We start from the raw sequence: 23,891 nt of genomic DNA, 5'->3' as shown, positions 1-23,891 counted from the left end.
GTCACCCGAACAGCGAAACGATCGGAGCCGCGGCGCAAAGCGTCACGAATGCGGTGCATACCATCGCGATGCCCGCGCAGGCGCCGGCATCGGCGTCGTATTCGAACGCTTTGGCGATCCCTGCCGAATGCGCGGCGGTGCCGAGCAGAATGCCCCGTCCGACGGAGCTGCGGATGCGCATCAGGCGCACGAGCAGAGGACCGACGAGCATGCCCGTCAGGCCCGTCGCCAGCGTGGCGACTGCGGTGATCGTCGGCACCCCTCCGAGCGCGTCGGAGACGGACAGGGCGACCGGCGTCGTCGCCGACTTGGGCGCCAGGCTGTCCGCGATCGGCGCCGCCAAGCCGAACAGGCGGGCGAGCCCGGCGGAGACGGCGACGGCCGCGAGTCCGCCTGCGGTCACGCCCGCGAGGATGGCGCGCGCATGCTTTTTCAGGATGTGCATCTGCTTGCGCAGCGTGACGGCGAGCGAGATCGTCGCCGGACCGATCATCTCTCCGATCCAGTGCGCGCCGCTGTCGAAGGCGTCGCAAGAGGCGCCGCTCAGCAGCAGCGCGCAGATGACGACGGCTGGCGTGACGACGAGCGGCGTCAAATACAGCTTTCGCGCGCGCGCGTACAATCGTTTCGAACAATAGTAGACGAGGACGGTGAACGCCGGCCATACGAGCGCCATCACGATGACGCCTCTTGGCGGCTTGCCTTGCCCGAACGCTCGCCGGTCCAGCCCGCGATCGCCATGACGACGGCCGTGCTCAGCAGAATCGTGGCGAGCATCGCGGGGCCGCTGCGCTCGATCAACGCCTTGTAGCGAACGATCCCGACCGTGGCGGGGACGAAAAAAGAGCAGCATCTGCGCGACGAGCCATTCCGCGCCAAGCTCGATCCAGGCGAGCTTCACGACGTTGAGCTCGAGCAGCGCGAACAGCGCGAGCAGCCCCAGGATGCTGCCTGGAATCGGCAGCCGGAGCGCTTCGGCCGTCAGATCCGATGCGCGGGACAATGCGACGAGAAGGCCGACTTGAAGCGCCGTTTTAACGATCTTATTAACTCTCATCTTTCAATGCTCCTTGTCCTGTGCGTAAAATCAGTATACGTTTGGGGAAATCATAGGTAAAATGAATATTTAGAATAGCAATGATTCCAAATGGCTATGAGAGAGGTGTCATTATGGATATCCGGCATCTGGAGGCCGTCGCGGAAATCGCGAAGCGGGGAAGCTTCACGCTGGCGGCGGACGCGCTTCATATCGCGCAGCCGACGCTCAGCAAGACGGTCATTCAACTGGAGGAGGAGCTCGGCGTGCTGCTGTTCAGCCGGGAAGGCAAGCGGCCGAAGCTGACCGAAGCGGGAGAGGCGGTCCTTCGCTACGGGGGACCGATCCTCTCGCAAATGGACGCGCTGCATCGGGAGCTGGCGGACCTGTCCGAGCTGCGCCAGGGCACGCTTCGGCTCGGTCTGCCCCCGATGGCAGGGTCTCATTTTTTTCCGGCCGTCGTCGGCGAATACAAAAGACAGTATCCGGGCGTCGCGATCCGTCTGTCCGAATCGGGCGCCAATCGATTGGACGGAGATTTGCGCGCCGGCTTGCTGGACGTCGGCGTCCTGCTGACGCCGACCGACGACCGATTTTACGATTCGTTCACCGTCATCGACGATCGCATGCAGGTCGTGCTTCCCGCGGGGCACCGGTTGGCCGACAGGCCGTCGCTCGCGCTGGCCGAGCTGGCTGACGAGCCGTTTGTCCTCTTCCGCGCGGACTTCGCGCTGCACGGACGGATCATGGACGCTTGCCGGACCGCGGGCTACAAGCCGAATATCGTCGCGGAGAGCTCACAGTGGGACTTCATCGGGCAGATGGTTGGGGAAGGGCTCGGCATCGCCCTGCTGCCCGCGACGATCTGCGCCCAGCTCCGTCCGGAGCGCGTGCGGGCCGTCGAGCTGGCGCCGCCCGGACTGCCTTGGCGGCTGGTCATGGCATGGCGGCGGGAAGGCTACCTGCCGCTCGCAGCGAAGGCGTGGATCGCGCTCGCTCGCGAGCTGTTCGCGCGTTCAACGGCATGATTCGCGCCTGTCTGTTCGGTTTATTATTGGAGAAGACGCGATTCCGGCGGCGATGGACGACGTTGCGTATTCGTCGTCGGCGCATGGTATAATCTTAACGAAATTTCGCCCTCCGGCACGCATAGGCAGGCGATTCACTCAGAATGTGGAGGCTCGCGGATGACATCTCCTTTGGACTATGGCATCATCTTCCAGCAGGCCAGCAATTTTTCGATCAACGGCTTTGCCGTCATCTCGGCATCCGACGATAAGCTACTGAAGCTCAATCCGGCATTATGCGATTTGCTGGGCTACCGGGAAGAAGAGCTGATCGAGGTGCCTTTTCCCGATATTACCGATCGCGATCCGAACCGTCCGTCCTTTTACCGGGCGGCTGCCGACAGGTGCAAGGCGCGCGGCGGCCATATGGAGGAGATCGAAAAGCGGCTTCTTCATAAGCAAGGCCGCACCGTTTGGGTGCGCATGCGCCTGTCGTCCGTCAGAGATCCGGACACAGGCGAGGCGATGTATTTGTGCGCGGAGATGCTGGACATCACGAGCTTGAAGACCGAGCGCATTCCCGTCCTGGACAGCCGCCACTTATACATGCTCCTCACCCGCAATTCGCACGATCTCGTATCGGTTAGCTCGCTGGAAGGCGAGCTGCTCTATGTTTCCCCTTCCTGCGTGAACGTGCTCGGCTACACGGCTGAGGAAATGACCAGCAGACAGCGCAAAGAATACTATCATCAGGACGATGCGCGCGAGATGAGCCAGCCCGGCGGGCTTTTCTCGAACGATCGGTTTTTTCTTCGGCGTGTTCGCCGCAAAGACGGCCGTTATCTCTGGTTCGAGGTATGGTCCCAAGTCATCTGGGACGAGACGGAGCAGGCGGACAGGGTGTTGTCCGTCGCGCGCGACGTGAGCGACCGCAAGCAGTACGAGGACAAGCTGGACGAAGCGCAGCGGATCGCCAAGATGGGCACGTACGAGATCGATCTCGCGCGCGACGTCATCACGCTGTCCAAGGGCGCGAAGCGCGTGCTCGGCTTGCCTGAGAGCTTTGAATCGGGCAGCATCGATTCCGCCATGGCGAACGTTCCGGCGGAGGATCGTCGGCGCATCCACAGCCACCTGGACCAAGTGTCCGCCGATACGCTTAAGGATTCGGTCACTTATCGCCTCGTCCTCCCCGACGGTTCGACGCGTTTTCTCGAAGGCACCTGGGAGGTTCTCGACGCCGATGCGGCGCAGCCGACGCGTCTGCTCGGCACGGTGCAGGACATTACCGAGCGCAGGCAATTCGAGCAGCGGCTGCAGGAGAGCGAGCAGCGCTACAAATCGCTTTTCGAGTACAATCAGTCCGCCGTCTATTCGATGAATCTCAAGGGCGAGTATTTGACGGCCAATTCGAACCTTGAAAAGCTGACCGGGTACACGCTTGAGGAATTGATCGGGATGTACTACGGGCCGCTCGTCCCGCCAAGAAACGAGGCGAAAATCGCGCGTCACTTCGCACTGGCCGCGCGCGGCGAAGCGCAGAACTACGAGGTGGCGATTACCCGCAAGGACGGTCGCGAGATCGAGACGAACGTGTCGAATATCCCCATCGTCGTGGACGGCGAGGTCGTCGGCGTATACGGCATCTCGATCGATATCACGGCACGCAAGCGGGCCGAAGAGAAACTTACGGAAAGCGAGAGCCGGTATCGTTGCCTGTTCGACCTCAACAGCACGCCGATTTGCTCCTTCGATACGACGGGCCAATTTACGAAGATCAATCCCGCGATGGAGCAGCTGACCGGGTACGACCAGGATGAGCTTCGCCAGCTGACGTTCGCGCCGCTCACCTATCCGGAAGACCTGGACAAGCTGACCGATCACTTCAAACGGGCGCTGCAAGGCACGCCGCAGACTTACGAAGCGCGCCTGATCCGCAAAGACGGGGACGTCCGCACGCTCAGCATCACGAACGTGCCGATCGTCGTGAACGGCGAGACGGTCGGCTTATACGGCATCGCGACCGACATTACGGAGGCGAAACGGCACACCGAGCGTATTCACAAGCTGAACGAGGAGCATGCCCGCATTTTGAATTCGGTCTCCGAGGGCATCTTCGGCTTGGACGAGGCAGGGAACTTTACATTTATCAATCAGTCCGGCGCGCGTATGCTCGGATTGCGCGAGGACCGGCTGCCCGACGCGTCCGCGCTGCGTTATCTGCTGCAGACCGGCATGGACGGACAAAGCTACTGGGACGACGAGTCCCCTTTGATCGCGGCGCTTCGGGAAGGGCGGGCCTACCATGACAAGGACGCGGTGTTCTGGAAAAGCGACGGCACGAGCTTCTTGGCGGATTATCAAATTTCTCCGGCCTTCGAGGACGGCGTACCCCAAGGCGCCGTCGTCGTTTTCCGGGACGTGACCGGCGAGAAGGAGATCATCGAGGCGAAGGAAAGAGCGGAGAGCGCGGATCGCGCCAAGTCGGAATTCCTGTCGGTCATGAGCCACGAGCTGCGGACGCCGATGAACGGCGTCATCGGCATGACGGGCCTGCTCCTCGATACCGAGCTGACGGACGAACAGCGAAGCTATGCCGAGGTCATCGGCCGAAGCGGCGAGTCGTTGATGCATATCCTGAACGAGATCCTGGACTTTAGCAAGATCGAAGCGGGCAAGCTCGTGCTGAACTACGAGCCGATCTCGGTGCGGGATACGGCGGGCGAAGCGATCGAGCTGTTCAAGGCCCAGGCAGCGGACAAAAAGCTCGAGCTGGGGCTCCGGTTCGAAGGGGACGTGCCCGAACTGATGTACGGCGATCCCGTTCGTCTGCGACAGGTGCTCATCAACTTGATGAGCAATGCGGTCAAGTTTACGGAGACGGGTTCGGTGCGCCTGTACGTTCGGGCGATGCCGACGAGGAACAAGGAAGCGATGCTGGTCGAATTCGCGGTGCAGGACACCGGGATCGGCATTCCGAAAGACAAGCAGAACATGCTGTTCCAGGCGTTCTCCCAGCTGCATTCGGGCACCAATCGCAAATATGGCGGAACCGGTCTCGGGCTGTCCATCTGCAAAAAGCTGGTCGAGCTCATGGGCGGCACGATCGGGTTCGATACGATCGAGGGCCAGGGCTCGACCTTCCGGTTCACGCTGTCCTCGCATGCGCAGCCCGAGCATGCGGCCGCTGTCGAATCGGTGGACGGCACGCATGCGCCGGACCGGCCGGACGCGGCGAAAGGGCAAGACGAGCCGCGCTTCGGGCCGATGCGGATTCTGGTGGCGGAGGATCATGCGGTAAACCAGCAGATCATCCGGGCCATGCTGAACAAGCTCGGCTACGAGCCGACGATCGCTTCGGACGGTCAAGCCGCGGTCAACGCGGCGATCGCGCAGCCGTTCGATCTGGTGCTGATGGACGTGCAGATGCCGGCGTTGAACGGTCTGCAGGCGGCGACGAAGCTGAAGGAACTGCTGCCGGAGCGACGGCGCCCGATCATCGTCGCGCTGACGGCGTTCGCGCGCCAGGAGGACCGGGCGGCTTGCCTGGCCGCGGGCATGAACGACTTCCTGAGCAAGCCGACCCGCCCGGCCGAGGTTCAGGAGCTGCTGTCCAAATGGTCGGCGCACATTCGGGCGAAACGCTCGCTTCGCGGATAATAGAAGGAGGAAGAAAGCATGGCGTTCGGGGTCAAGCGCGAGGAGCTCGAAGCGTGGAAGCGGCGCGTGGCCCAAGGCGAGATCGCCTTTTTTAACGCATTATTGGTTCGAGCCCCGGTTTCCCGGCATCAAGACGATTACGAAGGTGGGCTGCGCGGATCTGCGCAAGCTGGCGCTCTGGTGCGAACGGCACGGCCTGAACCCGGCATACATTCACGCGCGCCGGCCCTTCCCGCATTTCGACCTGATCGGCGACAAGCAGCCCGAGATTTTGCGTCTGGAGGGGCAGTGGGAGCAGCTCGCGCGATTCGGCATGACCTGAATGCGGAAAAATTTGCCCAATGCAAGCTTTTGGCGGAGGCTCGTGATCGATCGGAACTGCGGATAGCCGCGGCTTGCAAGTCAGCCAGGGGGGGGAATCGGACACGGGAGCTGTTATTTCTTAAAAACCGGTCCCAATCGCCATCGTTTCGGACTGGGGGGACGTTATTCATCCGAATCGAGGCCAAAAAAAGGCCAACAATCCCGCAATAGCGGCGCCTGGGTCCGCGAGTAGGCGGCTAATCGCGAGAAGAACGAGCATAACGGCTCCTCGGTCCGCCAGTTGCGCGGTTTCCGCCTATACGCTTCCGATTCGTCTCCGATAAAAAAAGTCTCGCAATCCCTAAAGGACGGCGAGACTTTTTTTATTTGAGATTCGTTCTAGTGCGAGGATTCCTTTTCGTTCGACCAGCCAAGCTTCTCGAAAAGCTTGAACAACAGGCTCATCGCGATCGCGACGACGGTGGCGAGCGCCATGCCCGAAAGCGAAAAGTCGCCGGCCGTAATCTTGACGCCGGAAAGTCCGGTGACGAGCACGATCGTCGTAAGGAACAGGTTGACCGGCTTGCTGTAGTCGATCTTCGATTCGACGAGCATCCGCAGCCCCGAGGCGGCGATGACGCCGAACAGCAGCAGCGACACGCCGCCCATGACCGCTTCGGGAATGGCCGCGATCAACGCGGACAGCTTGCCGAAAAAGGAGAGAACGATCGCGATGACGGCCGCGCCGCCGATGACGAACGTCGAGTATACGCGCGTGATGGCGAGTACGCCGATATTTTCCCCATACGTCGTATTGGTCGTCGAGCCGGCGAAGGCGGACAGGATCGTCGAGATGCCGTTGCTCAGCATCGAGCGGTGCAGGCCCGGATCCTTGGACAGGTCCTTGCCGACGATATTGCCGGTGACGATCAAGTGGCCGATATGCTCGACGACGACGACGAGCGCGGCCGGCACGATCGCGAGCATGGCCGACCACTCGAAGGAAGGCGCCGTAAAAGCAGGCGATGCCAGCCAGCCGGCGCTCTTCACGCCGGAGAAGTTCGTCAGTCCGAGCGTCCAGGAGAGGACGTAGCCCGCGACGATGCCGAACAGGATCGGGATGATCTTCATGAAGCCGCGGAACAGCACGGAGCCGAGGACGGTGACGAGCAGCGTGAACGCGCTGACGCCGATGACGGTGCCGTCCGGCGACCAGTCCGCGCTGCCCGGCTTCGGGATCCAGCCGGCCATGCCGGCCGCGACCGGGATCAGCTCCAGGCCGATGACCGCGACGATCGCGCCCATGGCGGCCGGCGGGAAGACGACGTCGATCCAGCGCGTGCCGGCGAACTGGACGATCAGGGCGACGGCGACGAAGACGACGCCTGCCGCGAGGAATCCGCCTAGCGCAGCCGCATAGCCGTCGCCGTGATCGGCATAGGTGCCGATGACCGCGCCGGCCGGCGCGATAAAGGCAAAGCTGGAACCGAGGTAGGCGGGTATCTTGCCCTGGCAGATGAAAATGTACAGCAGCGTGCCGATCCCGTTCATCAATAAGCAGATGGCGGGGTCGACGCCGAGCAAGTTCGGCACGAGCACCGTGGAGCCGAACATGGCGAACAGATGCTGCAGGCTGAGCATGAGGCTCTGGCCCAGCGGAGGCCGTTCGTGAATGCCGATTTCTTGCCTCGTCACTTGTTGCTAACCTCCAATAGGATGCGAGATAGGTATAATTCCTTTGTCGATTCTATACAGTTCATTCCGTTTTGACAAGCGCGGTTTCGACATTTTCGTCAATCGTCGTCGGCCATTCGCTTCCGCGTTCGCCGCATGCTTCATATCCTGTTTCGAGAAGGGCGATAAGCATTCGGAAGAGAGGAGCTTTTGCGATGGTCATTTCGGGGAAAAACGGGGATATAAGCGCGTGCCGTGAAGCAGGGTCCGGGGCCCGAAGACATGAACGAAGCCGCCCGCTTTTGCTGCGACAAGCGCGCTGCGGCCGGCGGCGCGCCGCTTCGTGCCGTTCCGGACATCGAACGCAGGCGATTCGCAGCGCGGCAGGCGCGCTTCGGCTGTCCGCGCGCGCCATGCTGCCTTTTTACCGGCAGATTGCGGCAAGCGGCCGATTCGCGAAACGATGGTCGCAAAGCGTCGTCGCGCTGCGGCTGGACGACATGAAGCGGCAGTTGGGGCAGGCGTCGCCGCTGGCCGGTCGCCTTGAGCAAGGACTCGGCACCAACGGTATCGGCTATTTCATCGATTACCCTTCGCCGGGAACGCAGGATGTGTATGCGACAGGCATTACGATTCCGCCGGGCAGCGTTCAATTTTACTTCGCGCCCGGCGCGCACCGCGCGGTCGCGGCAGCGCTGCTGCCGTTCTGCGGCGCGCTGTCGAGGAGCCGCGGCTATGCCTTCGCGCTCGCCTCGGCGATGGCACGGGGCGACCGGCGCGCAGTCTCGGCCCTCGTCCGCAGCCGCGTGCGCGCAGGGGAGCTCCGGGCGGTCGACGGCGCGCCGGGATATCTGGCCCTCGATTTCAAGCCGGACGGCTCGAAGTACGTCTACCGAAACTTGTTTTTCCGCGAGGGCTTGTGATCTAATTAGGACGTAAACTTTATCCCATACCCATTGCGCAAGGAGCCATACACTCATGACGGTAAGATTCGGATTGGTCGGCACGAATTGGATCACGGACAGGCTGCTCGCGGCGGCCAAGGAAGCCGATGGCTTCGAAGCGACCGCGGTATGCTCGCGCTCGCTGGAGCGGGCGCGGGCCTATGCCGGGCAGCACGGCATCGCGCACGCCTTCGACGATATGGACGCGATGGCGTCAAGCGGCCTGATCGACGCCGTGTATATCGCGACGCCCAACGTTTATCACGCGGAACAGGCGATCTCGTTCATGCGCCGCGGCATACACGTGCTCTGCGAAAAGCCGGTCGCTTCGAACGGCGCCGAAGCGCGCCATATGGTGGAGGAGGCGCAAAGACGCGGCGTGCTGCTCATGGAAGCGATGAAGCCGACGTTCATGCCGAGCTTCGAGGCGATCGGGCGGGCGCTGCCCTCGATCGGCAAAGTAAGGCGTTATGTCGGCAACTACGGGCAATATTCCTCGCGCTACGACGCTTACCGCGCGGGCACGGTGCTGAATGCGTTTAACCCGTCGTTGTCGAACGGGGCTTTAATGGATCTGGGCGTCTACTGCCTCTATCCGGCGATCTATTGGTTCGGCAAACCGCTTGAGGTAAAGGCGAGCGGCGTCATGCTCGAATCCGGCGCTGACGGCGAAGGCAGCGTGGTGCTCCGGTATGCGGACATGGAAGCGGTGGCGATGTACTCCAAGATCACCAATTCGTATGCGCCGAGCGAGATCCAGGGAGAAGAGGGCTGCATCCTAATCGATCAGATCAGCCAGCCGGAGCGCGTGCGCGTCAGATACCGGGACGGGCGGGAGGAGGCGCTGTCCGCGCCGCAATCCGAGCATACGATGGTATACGAGCTGCAGGAATTCGTGAACCTCGTTCGGGAGGGCAGGACGGAATCCGAGATCAATACGCACGAGCGGATGATCGCGGTGCTCGACGTCATGGACGAGGCGAGACGGCAGATCGGCATCGTTTATCCGGCGGATTCGTTCGCATAAGACGCCGCTTCTCGTTGCGACATCAAAAGCATCCGGCAATGGACGGACGAAGCAAAAAAGACCGCGCAGTGGCGGTCTTTTTGCGTTTGAAAGCGATCGAGAGCGGAAAAGATGCCGGCGCTAGCTTGCCCGCGTAGCTTCAGCGAGTCCGGAGCGCTCCAGCAGCCGGCGGCTGTCCTCGTTTAAACCGACGATATGCACCGATTTGCCGTACTGCTCATACTTGTCGACGGTCTTGGCGATCGCGGTGACGGCCGAATGGTCCCAGACGTGAGAGGCCGAGAAGTCGATCGTTACCTTCGCGGGATCTTCCTTGTAATCGAACAGGTTGACGAAATGGTTCATCGTGCCGAAAAAGAGCTGACCGGAAATCCGATACACTTTGCGATCGTCTTTTGTCGTATCCGCGAGCGCCTTGATCCGGGCGGAGCGCCAGCCGAAGTAAACGGCGCTAAGCACGACGCCCGCGAGCACGCCGAGCGCGAGATTGGACGTTGCGACGACGATGCCGACGGTGACGACCATGATCAGCGCGTCGCTGCGCGGAATCCGGGCAAGCGTCGCGAGCGAGCGCCAGTCGAACGTGCCGATCGACACCATGATCATGACGCCGACGAGCGCGGCCATCGGGATCACGCGAACGACGTCGCCCAGTACGAGGATCAGGAACAGCAGGAAGACGCCGGCCACGAACGTCGAGAGCCGCGAGCGCCCGCCGGATTTGACGTTGATGACCGTCTGCCCGATCATGGCGCAGCCGGCCATGCCGCCGAACAAGCCCGACACGACGTTGGCGATGCCTTGACCGCGAACCTCCCGGTTTTTGTCGCTCTTCGTCTCGGTCATCTCGTCCACGATCGTCGCGGTCATAAGGGACTCCGTCAAGCCGACGACGGCGAGCGCGAGCGAGATGGGCACGATGCGCCAGATCGCAGCGAAGGTGAATTCGATGTCCGGAAAGTGGAAAAACGGCAGCTTCTGCGTAATCGGACCCATATCGCCGACCGTCCGCAGGTCGAGACCGAGGCCGACCGACACGGCCGTCATGACGACGATGGCCACGAGGGCGGACGGAACGGCTTTGGTCAGCAGCGGGAACAAGTAGATGATGGCGAGCGTGCCCGCCACCATCGCGTACATCTGCCAGTTAGCGCCTTCGAAGTTCGGGAGCTGCGCCATGAAGATTATGATGGCGAGCGCGTTCACGAAGCCTGTCACGACGGAATGGGGGATGAAGGTAATGAACCTTCCGAACCGCAGCAGTCCCATGACGAATTGAATGACGCCGGTCAGCAGCGCGGCCGCATAAATATATTCGATGCCGTATTTGGCGACGATCGGTCCCATCAGGGAGGCCATCGCGCCTGTCGCGGCGGAGATCATGCCGGGACGGCCGCCTGCGATCGAGATCGTCACGGCGATGCAGAACGACGCGTACAAGCCGACCATCGGGTCGACGCCGGCCAGGATGGAGAAGGCGATCGCTTCCGGAATAAGCGCAAATGCGACCGTCAACCCGGACAGCATGTCTCTGCGCGCGTTGAAGAACCAGTGGCTTTTCAATTTTTGCAACAACAAAAAAAACTCCTTTCGATGATAAACGAAAGCGCCGGGATCGTGAGAAAAGGCCGTACCGATCAAGGTGCGTTCCGCTCTGCAGGGATGATTCGCGTTAGAGGCTTTCCACGCTCGGAAAAGCCGGGGCCGATTGTCGTCCGGTCCATTATACCTGCTGCCGGCCTTTTTTGAACACCCTGGGGCGATGTCTTCGGCGAGGGATTGCGGTTATAATACGAGAAGCGAAAGTGAGGGAGGGAAGGGCATGAAAATCGTTTTCGTGCGGCATGGGCAGAGCGAATACAATCTGGAAAACCGGTTTACGGGCTGGACCGATTCGGATCTGTCGGAGCAGGGATTGAAGGAAGCGCGGCAGGCGGGGCGCGTCCTGCGGGCGAACGGCTACGCCTTCGACGCCGCCTTCTCGTCGGTGCTGACGCGGGCGATCCGGACGATGGGCCTCATTCTGGACGAGCTGGACCAGCTCTGGATTCCGGTCTCGAAGAGCTGGCGGCTCAACGAACGGCACTACGGCGCGCTGCAGGGGCTTAACAAAGCGGAGACGGCGGATCGCTACGGGGCCGACCAGGTGCTGCTCTGGCGCAGGTCCGTGAGCGAGCGGCCGCCGGCGCTCGAGCGGGACGACGAACGGTACGCGGGCGACGATCCCAGGTACGGGAACATCGACGGCGAAGTGCCGTTGACGGAAAATCTGGACGACACGGCGGATCGCGTGCTCGTCTACTGGAACAAACGCATATTGCCCGAGCTGTCGGCGGGACGCAAGCTGCTGCTCTGCGCGCACGGCAATACGCTGCGGGCGCTGATCCGGTACCTCGACGACCTGCCCGAGGACGGCGTCGTCAATCTGAACATTCCGACGGCGATCCCGCTCGTCTACGAGTTCGGCGACGACATGAAACCCGTCAAGCACTACTATCTTGGCGAAGACGGGCCGCTGCCGCCCGGCGAGATCCCGCGCAAAATCTCGCCCGACCCGGCGCAGGATATGCCGGCGAAGGGCGAGGGTCATCACGAGCGGTTCTAAGGCAGCCGATAGACGGCAAACGGGTTGCCGTGCCGGAAATCGTCGCTGATCCGGTCGAGCCGCTCCAGCGTCTCCTCCGACAGCTGCAGCGCGCCCGCGGCCAGATTGGCCCGAAGCTGCTCCGGCCTAGTCGCGCCGGCGATGACCGTGGCGACGGCGGGACGAGCGAGCAGCCAGGCGATCGCCAGCACGGCAGGCTGAACGCCGAGCGTCTCGGCCAGCGCGGCGACCTGCCGGCCGAGCTCGTCCGCACGGCCGCCCAGGAACCGGCGGAACGACGGATCGGTGTCGGCCCGCGAGCCTTCCGGCGCCGCGCCTACCGGGGCGGAGGCGTACTTCCCCGTCAAAATGCCGCCGGCGAGCGGGAAGTACGGGATGAGCCCGACCCCTTGATCGAGGCACATCGGGATGAGCTCGGCCTCGGGCGTGCGATCGGCGAGCGAATAGCTCGCCTGCGTGCAGACGAAGCGCTCGAACCCGCGCCGCTCGCTGATGCCGAGCGCCTTCATGAGCTCCCAGGCCGCGTAGTTGGACGCGCCGATATAGCGCACCTTGCCCGACGAGACGAAGTCGTCCAGCGCGCGCAGCGTCTCCTCCAGCGGCGTCGCCGGATCGAACGTATGGATCTGGTACAGGTCCACGTAGTCCGTGTTGAGCCGCCTCAGGCTGCCTTCAAGTTCCCGCTGAAGATGGAAGCGGGAAGAGCCTTTGTCGTTCGGACCTTGTCCCGTCGGCAGTCCGGCCTTGGTCGCCAGCACCGCTTCGTGCCGCCTGCCCGCCAGCGCCTCCCCCGATGATCGCCTCCGACTGCGTGCCCGCGTAAATGTTGGCCGTGTCCAGCATATTGACGCCGCTGTCCAGCGCCTCGTGAACGATGCGGATCGACGTCTCCCGATCGGAACGCTTGCCGAACGCGTTGGTGCCGAGTCCGATCGACGATACGCGAAGTCCGCTCCGGCCCAGTGGACGATAGTGCATAGAAATTACCTCCCCGATTTTCGATCAAACGCTCAGCGATACCTGATTGTCTCATGGCGAAGCCGGATGATCAACCGCACGGCCATCCGGTCGTCAAGCGCTCCGTCACAGTCCGCCAGCCAATGCGGGTTCCCGAATGGGTCGCGAGGCACGGATTTTTTTGCGTCTTTATTATGTTACAATCAATGCTTGAACGCGGGGCCGCGCATGGCGCGCAGGCTGCATGGAGGATATGGGACATGGCAGGGAAATATTACGTCGTCTGGGAAGGCGGGGCGCCGGGCATTTACGATTCGTGGCCGGCCTGCCAGGCGCAAGTATCCGGACGCAAGGACGCGAAGTATAAATCTTACGGCAGCAAGCCGGAAGCGGAGCGGGCTTATCGCGAAGGCTGGAAAAAACATTGGGGCCAAGGCGGCGGTAAAAGCGCCTCGGGCGTATCGTCCGGTTCGTCCGCCGGAACGCAAGAAAAGCTGCCGTTATCGCCGGATCAGGCCGCCGGCGAGATCGACTTCGACAGCGTCTCTGTCGACGTCGGCACGCGCGGCAACCCCGGTCCGGTCGAATACAGGGGCGTCGATACGCGGACGGGCGACGTGCTGTTTTCGGTCGGACCGATCGAAAAAAGGAACGAACAACCTGGGCGAATTTCTGGCCATCGTCCACGCGCTCGCCTATTTGAAGCAGCGGGGAAGCGCAAAGACGGTCTACAGCGACTCGCGCACGGCGCTTAAATGGCTGAAGCAAAAGGAAGTCGTGACGACGCTGCCCCGGGACGATTCGACCTTCGAGATCTGGGCGCTCGTCGACCGCGCGCTTAGCTGGCTGCGCGTCAATTCGTATCCGAACAAGGTGCTCAAATGGGAGACGGAGCGATGGGGAGAGGTCAGGGCGGATTACGGACGAAAAGGCTGAGGAGCCGGCCGGCAACTTCGGCTTCGGAACCGGTCGATTTGCGGCAAGCCGCACGATCGGGACGGCGCTTGACGGTCGATCCATTCGGGCGCGTGGATACAAAAAAAGGCCTTCCGCTGCAGAATCGCTCTGCGGATGGCCTTTTGTCTTGTTTCAGACGCTGATGCGAAGTCCCTGAAGCTGGGAGATGCCCTGACGGATGAGATGCTGCTTGCGCTTGGGGACGGGGAGCATATGGTTCAAAGCCGGGCCGTCGCCGAAGTATACGGCATTGTCCGTTACATAAGTGATCTTGGCTACGTTGACGTAGCAGTCGGAGGAGATTCGGACGAATAGCGCGTCTCTCGTCAAAGCTTCCGCCTGCTCGGCCGTCATTCGTTTTTTTTATCGTATAGTTGCGGCCGTGACAGCAAATTTGCCCTTGGGCGCCGATGCGGAAGAAATAGCAATCGTTCCGCGGTTCGAACTGATCGTACAAATTCATCGCTGCATCCATCTTTTCGTTTCCCCCTGTCGTCGAAAGTTTGGGTGGTAGCGCTTTCATTATAACGCATGGTACTTTGTCTTGGCTAGCGTTATTTTGTGAAATCGCACATGTTTTTTTTGGATTAATTCACGTCGGCTCGGCAGGAATCTTAAGTTCGACGGCGATGAAACGCATAAATGTCGAAGGCTGCCGCATGATGGCGAAGCGTTGCGACGGCGGCAGTCAACGCTTTAAGGCGGGACTTGGCCGGAAGGAAAGGCGAGCCGCATGTGTTATACTGGAAAACGATCGACGCCGGACAGGAGCGAACGAAAAATGGACGATTTGCGTTACCCGATCGGCAAGTTTACTTATGAAGGCGATATCTCTCCCGACGTGCGCAGGCAGTGGATGCAGGAGATCGCGGCGTTGCCTGAGCTGCTGTCCGAAGCGGTGCGCGGACTTGACGACGCGCAGCTGGACACGCCGTATCGCCAAGGTGGATGGAAGGTTCGCCAGGTCGTGCATCATATCGGAGACAGCCACATGAACAGCCTCACACGGTTTAAGCTGGCGCTTACCGAGGACACGCCGACGATCAAGCCCTACGAGGAGCAGCTGTGGGCGGAGCTATCCGACTCCCGCGACCTGCCGGTCGCGCCTTCGCTTGCGCTGATCTCGGCCGTGCACGTGCGTTGGGCCGCGCTGCTCGGTTCGCTCACGGACGAGCAGTTCGCCCGCGCGTTCTACCACCCGGGAAGCGGAGAGACGACGCGCCTCGATCGCTGTCTTGGCATGTACGCATGGCACGGCAAGCATCATACGGCGCATATTGAACGCCTAAGAGAGCGCATGGGCTGGTAATCCCTAAGCGAGCTCAGGTCCGACGACGGACCGCAAGAAGACGGACAAGCCCGGTCCCTCAAGGGAGCGGGTTTGTTCGCGTGCCCCTGATTCGGGTAAAATGATAACTTGAGGCGCAAATACGACCGGCTGCGGATCGCCCACGGCGGCTGCGGCACGCTCGAATCGGACAAGGAGCGCGCAACATGGGAAGCGACTGGCTGTTTGCATTGCTGGATATGATCCTCATCAACATCGTCCTGAGCGGCGACAACGCGGTCGTCATCGCGATGGCTAGCAAAAATTTGGACCCTGCGCACCAGCGAAAAGCGATCTTTTGGGGGACGTTCGGCGCGGTAGGACTTCGAATCGTGCTGACGTTCGCCGCCGTGACGCTGCTTCGGATTCCGCTGGTACAGGCTTGCGGCGGCCTGCTGCTGCTGTTTATCGCGTGGAAGCTGCTGAACGAAGATTCGCACGAAGAACAGATCGAGGCGAAGACGACGCTCGGCGGCGCGATCCGGACGATCGTCATCGCGGATCTCGTCATGAGCCTCGACAACGTCGTCGCCGTCGCAGGCGCGGCGCACGGCAATTTCACGCTAATCGTCATCGGTCTAGCGATCAGCGTACCGCTGATCATCTGGTGCAGCCAGTTCCTGACCAAGCTGATGACGCGGTTTCCGCCGCTCGTCTGGATCGGAGCCGGCTTGCTCGGTTACTCCGCGGGCGAGATGCTGGCGGGCGATCCGTGGATCGGCGACTATCTGGACGAGGCTGCGCCCGCGCTGCCTGAAATTTTGCCGATCGCGCTGGGCGTCCTTTTTCTGGCTTACGGCGCCATGTCGTTTTGGCGCGCGCGAAGGGTCTGGCGGCACAAACATTGATTACGAGCTTGGCGAACACGTTTAAGGGAGACAGATGAAGATGGCCATCGATCAAAGCAGCATGCGGGAATGGGGCAAGATGCTGCTCACATACAAGTTCGCGCTTGACGAAGTCAGCACGAAGCTGAACATTTTGAACGAGGAATTGCACTTCATTCAGAACTACAATCCGATCGAGCATATGAAAACGCGCATCAAGTCTCCCGAGAGCATTCGGGACAAGCTGATCCGCAAGGGACTGGCGGTGACGATCGACAACGCGGTGAACCATATCCGCGATATATCGGGCATTCGCGTCATCTGCTCTTTTTCCACCGACATTTATCGAATGTACGAAATGATCAGCAAGCAGCAGGACGTCACCGTGCTCGAAGTCAAAGATTACGTGGCCCATCCGAAGCCGAACGGCTATCAGAGCCTGCACCTGATCATCCTCGTGCCGGTGTTCCTGACCGACCGGATGGAGCAGGTGCCCGTCGAGATCCAGATCCGCACGATCGCCATGGATTTCTGGGCAAGCCTCGAGCACAAGATTTATTACAAGTTCAACGCGCAGGTGCCGCACGAGATCGGCCTGCAGCTGAAGGATACGGCGGACTTGATCAATTCGCTGGACAAGCGCATGTTCGCGCTGAACGAAGAAGTAAAACAATACCGTACGGACGAATAGCCAGAAGCCAGTACGAGCAAGCCGCGCAAAACTGCGTAGCTGTAAAGCGTCGCCGTCAAGGTCGCCATGAATGAAGCGAACGCCAACAGTCCGGTCCCCTGCCGCAGGGACCGGACTGTTGGCGTTCGGGGCGTTAATCCGCGCGGGAGACGTCGGTCATGAGGCGTCCGGCGATCTCGTCGAACCGCGCCAGCAGCCGCTGCTTGACGGGCGGCTCCGCGAACGACGCCAGCAGCGCGGCGCGCATCAGCCCTGCCAGCTCGGCGGGCGTGAATCCGAAGCGCGACGCGATCGTCTCGCATTCTCGCGTCATATCGGTTCCCGAGACGGTCGGATTGTCCGTGTTGACGGTGACGTACAGACCGGCATCGTAATAGGCGCGGATCGGGTAATCGTCCCAGTCCGCTACCGCTCGCGTCTGAATGTTGCTCGTCGGGCACATTTCCAGCGGAATGCGTCTCTCCCGAATCCAGTCGAGCAGTCCGGGGTCTTCCCGCAGCCGGATGCCATGGCCGATGCGCATCGCGCCCAGCCCTTCCACGGCCTCGCGAATATTGAAAGGGCCGGCCGCTTCGCCCGCATGAATCGTGATCGGGATGCCGGCCTCGCGCGCCGCGGCGAAGGTGCCCCGGAACTTTTCCGCGGGATGCGAGGCCTCGTCGCCGGCCAAATCGACGGCCGCGACGCCCTGGCCGCGCAGGGCGACGGCGGCCTGTATAACCGGGAGATTGATCCGGTCGTCGTGGTGCCGCATGCAGATGACGATGAGACGGGCGACGATGCCGCAGGCCATTTCACCGCGCTTCAGTCCGTCGAGCACGGCGGCGATGGCATCTTCCGGCGTCAAGCCTTCGCTCGTATGCAGCGCGGGCGCGAAGCGGACTTCGATGTAAAGGCAATTGCGAGTGGCCGCCTGCTCGACCGTCTCTTTCGCAACGCGCTTAAGCGCGGGGGCGTCTTGCAGCAGCGGAAGCACGAAACTGAATTTTTCCAAATAAGTAGTCAGACTGTCGCAGCCCGCGTCGACCTGCATGTAGGGCAGCAGATCCTCCGCGTTGTCCGCGGGCAGCGGGTAGGCGCGATCCGCCGCCAGCGCGAGCAGCGTGGAGGGCTTCACGCATCCGTCCAGATGCAGGTGCAAATCCGCTTTGGGCAGCGCTTCGAGCCAGTTGTCCATCCCGATCCCCTCCTCGTTGAATTCGCAAATCTCTTTTCGGCTTTAAGGCGTTTTGTCGTTTGCGCGCGTCAGCTTGGCGTAAACCGCGTCCGCATACTGCTCGTATGCGTCCTGTTGCGTCCAGCCCCGCTCGTTCATCATAAGCCGATAGCGAAGACGCTTTTCGGTCAGCTCGCCTTTCAGTTTTTCCGACCGCTCCGGATCCCGGCACGCTTCGAGCAAATCGGATAGCGATACGAGATCTTTGCGGATCTGCAGCTCTTCGGGAAGGGCGCCGGCGTTTTTGAGCAGCTTGTAAGACAGTCGCAGTTCCTCGGGCACGCCAGCGAGATCGTCATCGGGGAGGGGCTTGCCGTGCCCGGGCAGCCCCTCGAGCTGTCCCGATTTTTCGGCATCGCGTATTTTTTGCTCGGCAATGGAGACAATCCAATTCATCTGCTCACCGGCCTTCGCTTGTGATATTATACATTGTATCACGGGTTAAACGTTTGATTGAAGAACGGCTCGCCGGAATTTTCGAGACTTTGTTAATTTAGTTGACATTCGCATGCGTTTAAAAACGTAAATGCCAAGCGGATTAAAGTGTTTTATCCAACATTTGCGGCTTTTCAGCAAAAAATTCAACCGGGTTCACAAATCCGACGTACGGGTAAAAGGTATTTTCAATTGGGTCTGGCGTTTGTGTGACTAATGAGTTATAAAAGATAACAGGACATTCGTTCAAATCGAATTGCAAAAAGGTTCAAAAAGGGTGGTCGGACGTTGAACGTATATATGAACCATGACGGCGGCGGCGACGACTTCGTCGCGCTGCTCCTGCTGCTCCGCATGCCGGACATTCAATTGACGGGCGTCTCGGTCATCGGCGCAGACGGCTATCTTGAGCCTTCCGTACAAGCGAGCCGCAAGATTATCGACCGGTTCGGCGGGGCGCCGCGGGCGGGTCTCGACGTATCCCGATCGAATTCGCGCGGCAAAAATCCGTTCCCCGCGGCATGGCGGATCATGTCTTATTATGTTGACGCCTTCCCGATTCTAAACGAAGCGGAGGCCGTTCTGACGCCGATCTCGGACAAGCCGGCGCATGTTCACCTGATCGACGCCGTGCGTCGGGCCGAAGGCAAGACGACGCTCGTATTCACGGGACCGCTCACGGATCTTGCCCGCGCGCTGGGCGATGCCCCGGATATCGAAGCGCGAATCGACCGCGTCGTCTGGATGGGCGGTACGTTCTTGCCGAAGGGCAACGTCGAAGAGCCCGAGCACGACGGCACGGCCGAGTGGAACGCGTTCTGGGATCCCGAAGGGACCGCGCGCGTATGGGAGAGCGGACTACGGATCGACATGGTCGCGCTGGAGAGCACGAACCAGGTGCCGCTCACGCTCGCCGCAAGAGACGCCTGGGCCAAGCTTCGCAAGCACGAGGCGATCGACTTCGTCGGCCAGTGCTACGCGCTCGTTCCGCCGCTCATTTTCCATGCGACCAATTCGACTTATTATTTATGGGACGTGCTGACCGCCGCTTATGTGGGCAAGCCGGATCTGGTCAAAGTCAAGACGGTGAACAGCATCGTCAGAACCGACGGCGCGGCGCAGGGAAGGACGGAGCTGTCGGACGGAGGCAGGCCGGTCAACCTGATCTACGACGTCGACCGCGACGGATTTTTCGCTTACATGACCGAGTTGCTGAAGCAACGCTAATTTATGGCTACCGCGGTTCGCGGCCTCCATTCGCCGGCTCGTACAGCGGTCCCTGGGGTCCCGCGCCGTAGATGCAAATACAAGTTCAAGAGACGGGGAGAGAATCAAGCATGAAGAAAAGCACGATGAAGCCGCTTAGCCTGATGCTCGTCGCCATGATGGCGATGCTGCTGGTGCTGTCCGGCTGCGGAAGCAAGAACAACAATAGCGGAGCGGGGTCGAGCGCCAGCGCATCGGCTTCCGAATCCGCCAGCCCGAGCGCTTCGGCCAGCGCGTCCGCGTCGCCTTCGGCTTCCCCTTCGGCTTCCCCTTCGGCGTCCGCCAGCGAATCCGCGGCTCCGGCCGACGGCAAGGGCAAGAAGATCGGCATGGTTACCGACCTCGGCGGCGTCAACGACAAGTCGTTTAACCAGCAAGCCTGGGAAGCCCTGCAGAAAATCGCTACGGATACGGGCGCCGAGACGAAGTATCAAGAGAGCAAAAAAGGACAGCGACTACATTCCGCTTCTGACGAAGTTCGTCAAAGACGGCTACGACCTGACCTGGGGCATCGGCTTCCTGTTCGCGGACGCGGCTACGACCGTCGCCAAAGCGAACCCCGAGTCCAAGCTCGCCCTGATCGACACAACGCCGACAGAAGCGTTGAACAACGTCGAATCCGTCCTGTTCAAGGAAAACGAAGGCTCCTACCTCGTCGGCGTCGTCGCAGGCTTGACGACCAAGACGAACAAGATCGGATTCGTCGGCGGCATGGAGCTGCCGGTCATCAAGAAGTTCGAAGCGGGCTTCAAAGCGGGCGTTGCGGCCGTCAATCCGGACGCGAAGATCGATGTGAACTATGTCGGCGACTTCAGCAAGCCGGACCAAGGCAAGCTGGCTGCGGCCACGATGTACGACGGCGGCGCGGACATCATCTTCCACGCTGCGGGCGGCTCCGGCAACGGCGTCTTCAACGAAGCGAAGGATCGCTTCAAGGCCGGCAAAAAGGTATGGGTCATCGGCGTCGACAAAGACCAATCGATCGAGTTCGGCAACGACGTGACGCTGACTTCGATGGTCAAGAAGGTCGACGAAGCCGTTTACCGCGTCTCCAACGACCTGCTCGCCGGCAACTTCCACGGCGGCCAGACGGTCGAGCTCGGACTTAAAGAAGGCGGCGTAGGCCTGCCTGTCGAAAATCCGAACGTCTCCAAGGAAATTCTCGACAAGGTCGAGGATTACAAGAACAAGATCATCAGCGGAGAAATCACGGTTCCGACGGAATAATTCCGGCGCTGCACGGAATCTCCGCAAGGGCAAGGCCGCTTTCGCGAGCCTTGTCCTTTCTTCCGTTTTAACGCTTTTGATATGGGGACAGGAGCTGATATCAGATGGGGCAAGCGGTACCGGTGGTCGAGCTTAGAGGCATCACGAAGCGTTTTCCCGGCATCGTCGCGAACGACGCGATCAGCCTGGAGCTTCGCAAGGGCGAGATTCACGCGCTGCTCGGGGAGAACGGCGCCGGCAAGTCGACGCTGATGAGCATATTATTCGGCCTGTATCAGCCTGACGAGGGCGAGATCCGCGTGAACGGCAAGCCGCAGGCGATCGACGGTCCCGGCAAAGCGATCGAGCTCGGCATCGGCATGGTCCATCAGCACTTCAAGCTGGTCCAGCCGTTCACGGTCGCCGAGAACATCGTGCTCGGCATCGAGCCTTCCAAGGGCCTGTCCATCAACTACAGGCAGGCGAACGCCAAGGTCAAGGAGCTGTCCGAACGCTACGGACTGATGGTCGACCCGACGGTGAAGGTCGAGAATATAACGGTCGGCATGCAGCAGCGCGTCGAGATCTTGAAGACGCTCTACCGCGGCGCGGAAATCCTCATTTTCGACGAACCGACGGCCGTATTGACCGTTCAGGAGATACACGAGCTGATGCAAATTTTGAAGCGGCTCGCAAGCGAAGGCAAGTCCATTATTTTGATCACGCACAAACTCAAAGAGATCATGGAAGTATCCGACCGCGTCACGATCATCCGCAGAGGCAAGGTCGTCGGCACGGTGAATACGTCCGAGACGAACGAGAGCGAGCTTGCCGAGAAGATGGTCGGGCGGCGCGTGTCGCTCGACAAACCGAAGGAAGCCGCCAAGACGGGCGAGATCGTGCTCGAGCTGTCGGGCGTTACGGTCGCGGGCGCAGACAAAGGAAAGCCGGTCGTCGACGGCGTATCCTTCAACATCCGGGCGGGCGAGATCGTCGGCATCGCGGGTGTCGACGGCAACGGGCAGCATGAGCTCGTGGAAGCGCTAACGGGTTTGCGGAGCTTGCAGAGCGGCGGCATCCGGCTGAACGGCAGAGATATCGCGCGCGATTCGATCAAGGACCGCATCAAGGCCGGGATGGCGAACATTCCCGAGGACCGCCAGAAGCACGGGCTCGTGCTCGACTTCAGCGTCAGCGAAAACTTAATCCTGGGATCGCCCGAGCAAGACCGGTTTTTCAAAGGCGGCTTCCTGAACAAATCCGAAATCGACCGGCACGCCTCGAAGCTGATCGAAGCTTACGACGTGCGGACGCCGGATATTCATAACAAGACGCGTTCGCTCTCCGGCGGCAATCAGCAGAAGGCGATCATCGCGCGCGAGATGGAGCGCGATCCGCAGCTGCTCATCGCCGTTCAGCCGACGCGGGGGCTCGATATCGGGGCGATCTCGTTCGTCCATGACCGGCTCCTGCAGGCGAGGGCCGAAGGCAAGGCCGTTCTGCTGATCTCCTACGAGCTGGACGAGCTTCACCGGCTGTCGGACCGCATTCAGGTCATTTTCGACGGCCGGATCATGGGCGAGGTCGATCCGCTGAAAGCCGGAGACGACGAGATCGGGCTGATGATGGCGGGCAAAATGCAGGCTGGCAAAGGAGCGTCGGCATGAACAAAGCGGCTGAAATTTTCAATAAACCTTCCACCTATATTCCGTTTATCGCGATCGTGCTCGGGCTGCTTTGCGGCGGGATCGTCATGTGGATCGGCGGCTACAATCCGTTCGAAGCCTACGGCGCGCTCTGGAAGACGGTATTCGGCACCAAATACGACTTCGGCGAGACGATCGTCGCCATCACGCCGATCTTGTTCACGGGCCTTGCGGTCGGCTTCGCCTTCCGTGCCGGCATCTTCAACATCGGCGCGGACGGCCAGTACATCATCGGCATGACGGCCGCGACGTTTATCGGTCTCAAGGTGCACTTGCCCGCGTTCATTCACGCGCCGCTCGCGTTGCTCGTCGGCATGCTGTGCGGCGCGCTGTGGGGCGCGCTCGTCGGCTGGCTGAAGGCGTATCGCGGCGTAAACGAGGTCATCTCGGCCATTATGTTGAACTGGATCGCGCTGTACCTGTCCAACTACATTCTCCGCGATTTTCTGGTCAAAAAAGGGCGAGCAGAAGACGCCGAACATCGACGAGACCGCCTCTTTGTCCATCGGCTGGCTCCAGAAATTCATGGAGGGCGCGCGTATGGACTGGGGCATCTGGGTCGGCCTGCTCTGCGTCGTCATTTTTTTACGTGCTGCTGTGGCGCACGAAGCAGGGCTTCGAGCTGCGCGCCGTCGGTCACAATGCCGATGCGGCGAAGTCCGCAGGCATCAACATCAAGGCGAGCTTCATCAAGACGATGATGATCTCGGGCGCGTTCGCCGGACTCGGCGGCGTCTTCTCGGTGCTCGGCGTATTCCACTATCAGGTCGTGCAGGCTGCGTCCGCGGGATACGGCTTCGACGGCATCGCCGTCGCGCTGCTCGGCGGCAACCATCCGATCGGCATTCTGCTCGGCGCGATCCTGTTCGGCGGACTGACCTACGGTTCGGCGGGCATGAACTTCGAAGCCGACGTGCCGTCCGAGATCGTTCGAATCGTCATCGGCAGCATTATCTTCTTCGTCGCCTCCCACGGCTTGATCCGCACCGTGATCCAGCCGATGTTCAAAAAAGCGCAAAGCGCGCGAACGGAAAGGGGCTGACATGA

Annotated in this window: 16 protein-coding genes and 5 pseudogenes; 14 read left to right on the top strand and 7 right to left on the bottom strand. The window is 61.0% G+C overall.

Annotation, left to right across the window (positions count from 1 at the left end; all coding sequences use genetic code 11):
• Position 1: 1 nt before the first annotated feature.
• The gene (locus OMP40_RS43220; protein ID WP_277537101.1) at positions 2–1,057 is read right to left on the bottom strand and encodes an LrgB family protein; all 1,056 of its coding nucleotides are present in this window, start codon (positions 1,055–1,057) and stop codon (positions 2–4) included.
• A 113-nt stretch (positions 1,058–1,170) separates the two neighbouring features.
• Between OMP40_RS43220 and OMP40_RS31220 the strand changes: the two genes are divergently transcribed.
• From OMP40_RS31220 to OMP40_RS31210, 3 genes and pseudogenes are all read left to right on the top strand, one after another.
• Positions 1,171–2,064 (top strand): LysR family transcriptional regulator, encoded by an 894-nt coding sequence (locus OMP40_RS31220; protein ID WP_277537099.1) that lies wholly within the window; start codon positions 1,171–1,173, stop codon positions 2,062–2,064.
• Between the two features lie 159 nt (positions 2,065–2,223).
• A complete protein-coding gene (locus OMP40_RS31215; protein ID WP_277537098.1) occupies positions 2,224–5,703 on the top strand; it encodes a PAS domain S-box protein in 3,480 nt (1,159 codons plus the stop codon).
• 18 nt (positions 5,704–5,721) lie between these two features.
• Positions 5,722–6,025 (top strand): annotated as a pseudogene (locus OMP40_RS31210) (hypothetical protein).
• A 380-nt stretch (positions 6,026–6,405) separates the two neighbouring features.
• Here the strand turns inward: OMP40_RS31210 and uraA are convergent.
• Positions 6,406–7,701 carry a uracil permease gene (gene uraA, locus OMP40_RS31205; RefSeq protein ID WP_277537096.1) on the bottom strand — a complete coding sequence of 432 codons (1,296 nt, stop codon included), beginning with the start codon at positions 7,699–7,701 and terminating at the stop codon, positions 6,406–6,408.
• Between the two features lie 281 nt (positions 7,702–7,982).
• Here uraA and OMP40_RS31200 point away from each other — a divergent pair, with 281 nt between their 5' ends.
• A complete protein-coding gene (locus OMP40_RS31200) occupies positions 7,983–8,603 on the top strand; it encodes a hypothetical protein (protein ID WP_277537095.1) in 621 nt (206 codons plus the stop codon).
• A gap of 55 nt (positions 8,604–8,658) precedes the next feature.
• Positions 8,659–9,651, top strand: a complete 993-nt coding sequence (locus OMP40_RS31195; protein ID WP_277537094.1) for a Gfo/Idh/MocA family protein — start codon at positions 8,659–8,661, stop codon at positions 9,649–9,651.
• A gap of 120 nt (positions 9,652–9,771) precedes the next feature.
• On the opposite strand, the gene OMP40_RS31190 is transcribed toward OMP40_RS31195, so the two are convergent.
• Positions 9,772–11,226: a SulP family inorganic anion transporter gene (locus tag OMP40_RS31190; protein ID WP_277537092.1), complete on the bottom strand. Its 1,455-nt coding sequence runs from the start codon at positions 11,224–11,226 to the stop codon at positions 9,772–9,774.
• Between the two features lie 247 nt (positions 11,227–11,473).
• Here OMP40_RS31190 and gpmA point away from each other — a divergent pair, with 247 nt between their 5' ends.
• Positions 11,474–12,256: a 2,3-diphosphoglycerate-dependent phosphoglycerate mutase gene (gene gpmA, locus OMP40_RS31185; RefSeq protein ID WP_277537090.1), complete on the top strand. Its 783-nt coding sequence runs from the start codon at positions 11,474–11,476 to the stop codon at positions 12,254–12,256.
• Here gpmA and OMP40_RS31180 read toward each other — a convergent pair.
• Positions 12,253–13,234, bottom strand: a pseudogene (locus tag OMP40_RS31180) (aldo/keto reductase). The gene gpmA and the pseudogene OMP40_RS31180 overlap by 4 nt on opposite strands.
• Positions 13,235–13,473: 239 nt before the next feature.
• Between OMP40_RS31180 and rnhA the strand changes: the two are divergent.
• A pseudogene (gene rnhA / locus OMP40_RS31175) lies at positions 13,474–14,149 on the top strand (ribonuclease H).
• A 153-nt stretch (positions 14,150–14,302) separates the two neighbouring features.
• Here rnhA and OMP40_RS31170 read toward each other — a convergent pair.
• Complete coding sequence (locus OMP40_RS31170) at positions 14,303–14,524, bottom strand: hypothetical protein (RefSeq protein ID WP_277537088.1); 222 nt, start codon at positions 14,522–14,524, stop codon at positions 14,303–14,305.
• Positions 14,525–14,951: 427 nt separating this feature from the next.
• On the opposite strand from OMP40_RS31170, the gene OMP40_RS31165 reads away from it, so the two are divergent.
• The 3 genes from OMP40_RS31165 (at position 14,952) to OMP40_RS31155 (ending at position 17,015) form a co-directional block, all read left to right on the top strand.
• The gene (locus tag OMP40_RS31165; protein ID WP_277537086.1) at positions 14,952–15,479 is read left to right on the top strand and encodes a YfiT family bacillithiol transferase; all 528 of its coding nucleotides are present in this window, start codon (positions 14,952–14,954) and stop codon (positions 15,477–15,479) included.
• Positions 15,480–15,664: 185 nt separating this feature from the next.
• Positions 15,665–16,345, top strand: a complete 681-nt coding sequence (locus OMP40_RS31160) for a TerC family protein (protein ID WP_277537084.1) — start codon at positions 15,665–15,667, stop codon at positions 16,343–16,345.
• 46 nt (positions 16,346–16,391) lie between these two features.
• Positions 16,392–17,015: a GTP pyrophosphokinase gene (locus tag OMP40_RS31155; RefSeq protein ID WP_277538149.1), complete on the top strand. Its 624-nt coding sequence runs from the start codon at positions 16,392–16,394 to the stop codon at positions 17,013–17,015.
• 133 nt (positions 17,016–17,148) lie between these two features.
• On the opposite strand, the gene add is transcribed toward OMP40_RS31155, so the two are convergent.
• Together add and OMP40_RS31145 are read right to left on the bottom strand one after the other, a co-directional pair.
• A complete protein-coding gene (add, locus tag OMP40_RS31150) occupies positions 17,149–18,192 on the bottom strand; it encodes an adenosine deaminase (protein ID WP_277537082.1) in 1,044 nt (347 codons plus the stop codon).
• Between the two features lie 42 nt (positions 18,193–18,234).
• Positions 18,235–18,627 carry a DnaJ family domain-containing protein gene (locus OMP40_RS31145; RefSeq protein WP_277537080.1) on the bottom strand — a complete coding sequence of 131 codons (393 nt, stop codon included), beginning with the start codon at positions 18,625–18,627 and terminating at the stop codon, positions 18,235–18,237.
• Positions 18,628–18,966: 339 nt separating this feature from the next.
• On the opposite strand from OMP40_RS31145, the gene OMP40_RS31140 reads away from it, so the two are divergent.
• The 4 genes and pseudogenes from OMP40_RS31140 (at position 18,967) to OMP40_RS31125 (ending at position 23,886) form a co-directional block, all read left to right on the top strand.
• The gene (locus OMP40_RS31140; protein WP_277538147.1) at positions 18,967–19,893 is read left to right on the top strand and encodes a nucleoside hydrolase; all 927 of its coding nucleotides are present in this window, start codon (positions 18,967–18,969) and stop codon (positions 19,891–19,893) included.
• Positions 19,894–20,018: 125 nt separating this feature from the next.
• Positions 20,019–21,159: pseudogene (locus OMP40_RS31135) on the top strand (BMP family lipoprotein).
• A gap of 104 nt (positions 21,160–21,263) precedes the next feature.
• The gene (locus OMP40_RS31130; RefSeq protein WP_277537077.1) at positions 21,264–22,805 is read left to right on the top strand and encodes an ABC transporter ATP-binding protein; all 1,542 of its coding nucleotides are present in this window, start codon (positions 21,264–21,266) and stop codon (positions 22,803–22,805) included.
• Positions 22,802–23,886 (top strand): annotated as a pseudogene (locus OMP40_RS31125) (ABC transporter permease). The gene OMP40_RS31130 and the pseudogene OMP40_RS31125 overlap by 4 nt, the downstream one beginning before the upstream one ends.
• Positions 23,887–23,891: the final 5 nt, after the last annotated feature.

This window comes from Cohnella rhizosphaerae, assembly GCF_029525575.1.
In the GTDB taxonomy this organism is placed as follows: domain Bacteria; phylum Bacillota; class Bacilli; order Paenibacillales; family Paenibacillaceae; genus Cohnella; species Cohnella rhizosphaerae.
This window is presented reverse-complemented; position numbering and strand designations above follow the sequence as displayed.

What these genes read in the sequence shown, in the direction of transcription:
- OMP40_RS31140 (WP_277538147.1), top strand. Translation starts at nt 18,967, where the DNA reads ATGAACCATGACGGCGGCGGCGACGACTTCGTCGCGCTGCTCCTGCTG.
- OMP40_RS31165 (WP_277537086.1), top strand. Translation starts at nt 14,952, where the DNA reads ATGGACGATTTGCGTTACCCGATCGGCAAGTTTACTTATGAAGGCGAT.
- OMP40_RS31195 (WP_277537094.1), top strand. Translation starts at nt 8,659, where the DNA reads ATGACGGTAAGATTCGGATTGGTCGGCACGAATTGGATCACGGACAGG.
- OMP40_RS31130 (WP_277537077.1), top strand. Translation starts at nt 21,264, where the DNA reads ATGGGGCAAGCGGTACCGGTGGTCGAGCTTAGAGGCATCACGAAGCGT.
- OMP40_RS43220 (WP_277537101.1), bottom strand. Translation starts at nt 1,057, where the DNA reads ATGAGAGTTAATAAGATCGTTAAAACGGCGCTTCAAGTCGGCCTTCTC.
- OMP40_RS31170 (WP_277537088.1), bottom strand. Translation starts at nt 14,524, where the DNA reads ATGACGGCCGAGCAGGCGGAAGCTTTGACGAGAGACGCGCTATTCGTC.
- OMP40_RS31160 (WP_277537084.1), top strand. Translation starts at nt 15,665, where the DNA reads ATGGGAAGCGACTGGCTGTTTGCATTGCTGGATATGATCCTCATCAAC.
- OMP40_RS31220 (WP_277537099.1), top strand. Translation starts at nt 1,171, where the DNA reads ATGGATATCCGGCATCTGGAGGCCGTCGCGGAAATCGCGAAGCGGGGA.
- OMP40_RS31215 (WP_277537098.1), top strand. Translation starts at nt 2,224, where the DNA reads ATGACATCTCCTTTGGACTATGGCATCATCTTCCAGCAGGCCAGCAAT.
- OMP40_RS31145 (WP_277537080.1), bottom strand. Translation starts at nt 18,627, where the DNA reads ATGAATTGGATTGTCTCCATTGCCGAGCAAAAAATACGCGATGCCGAA.
- add (WP_277537082.1), bottom strand. Translation starts at nt 18,192, where the DNA reads ATGGACAACTGGCTCGAAGCGCTGCCCAAAGCGGATTTGCACCTGCAT.
- gpmA (WP_277537090.1), top strand. Translation starts at nt 11,474, where the DNA reads ATGAAAATCGTTTTCGTGCGGCATGGGCAGAGCGAATACAATCTGGAA.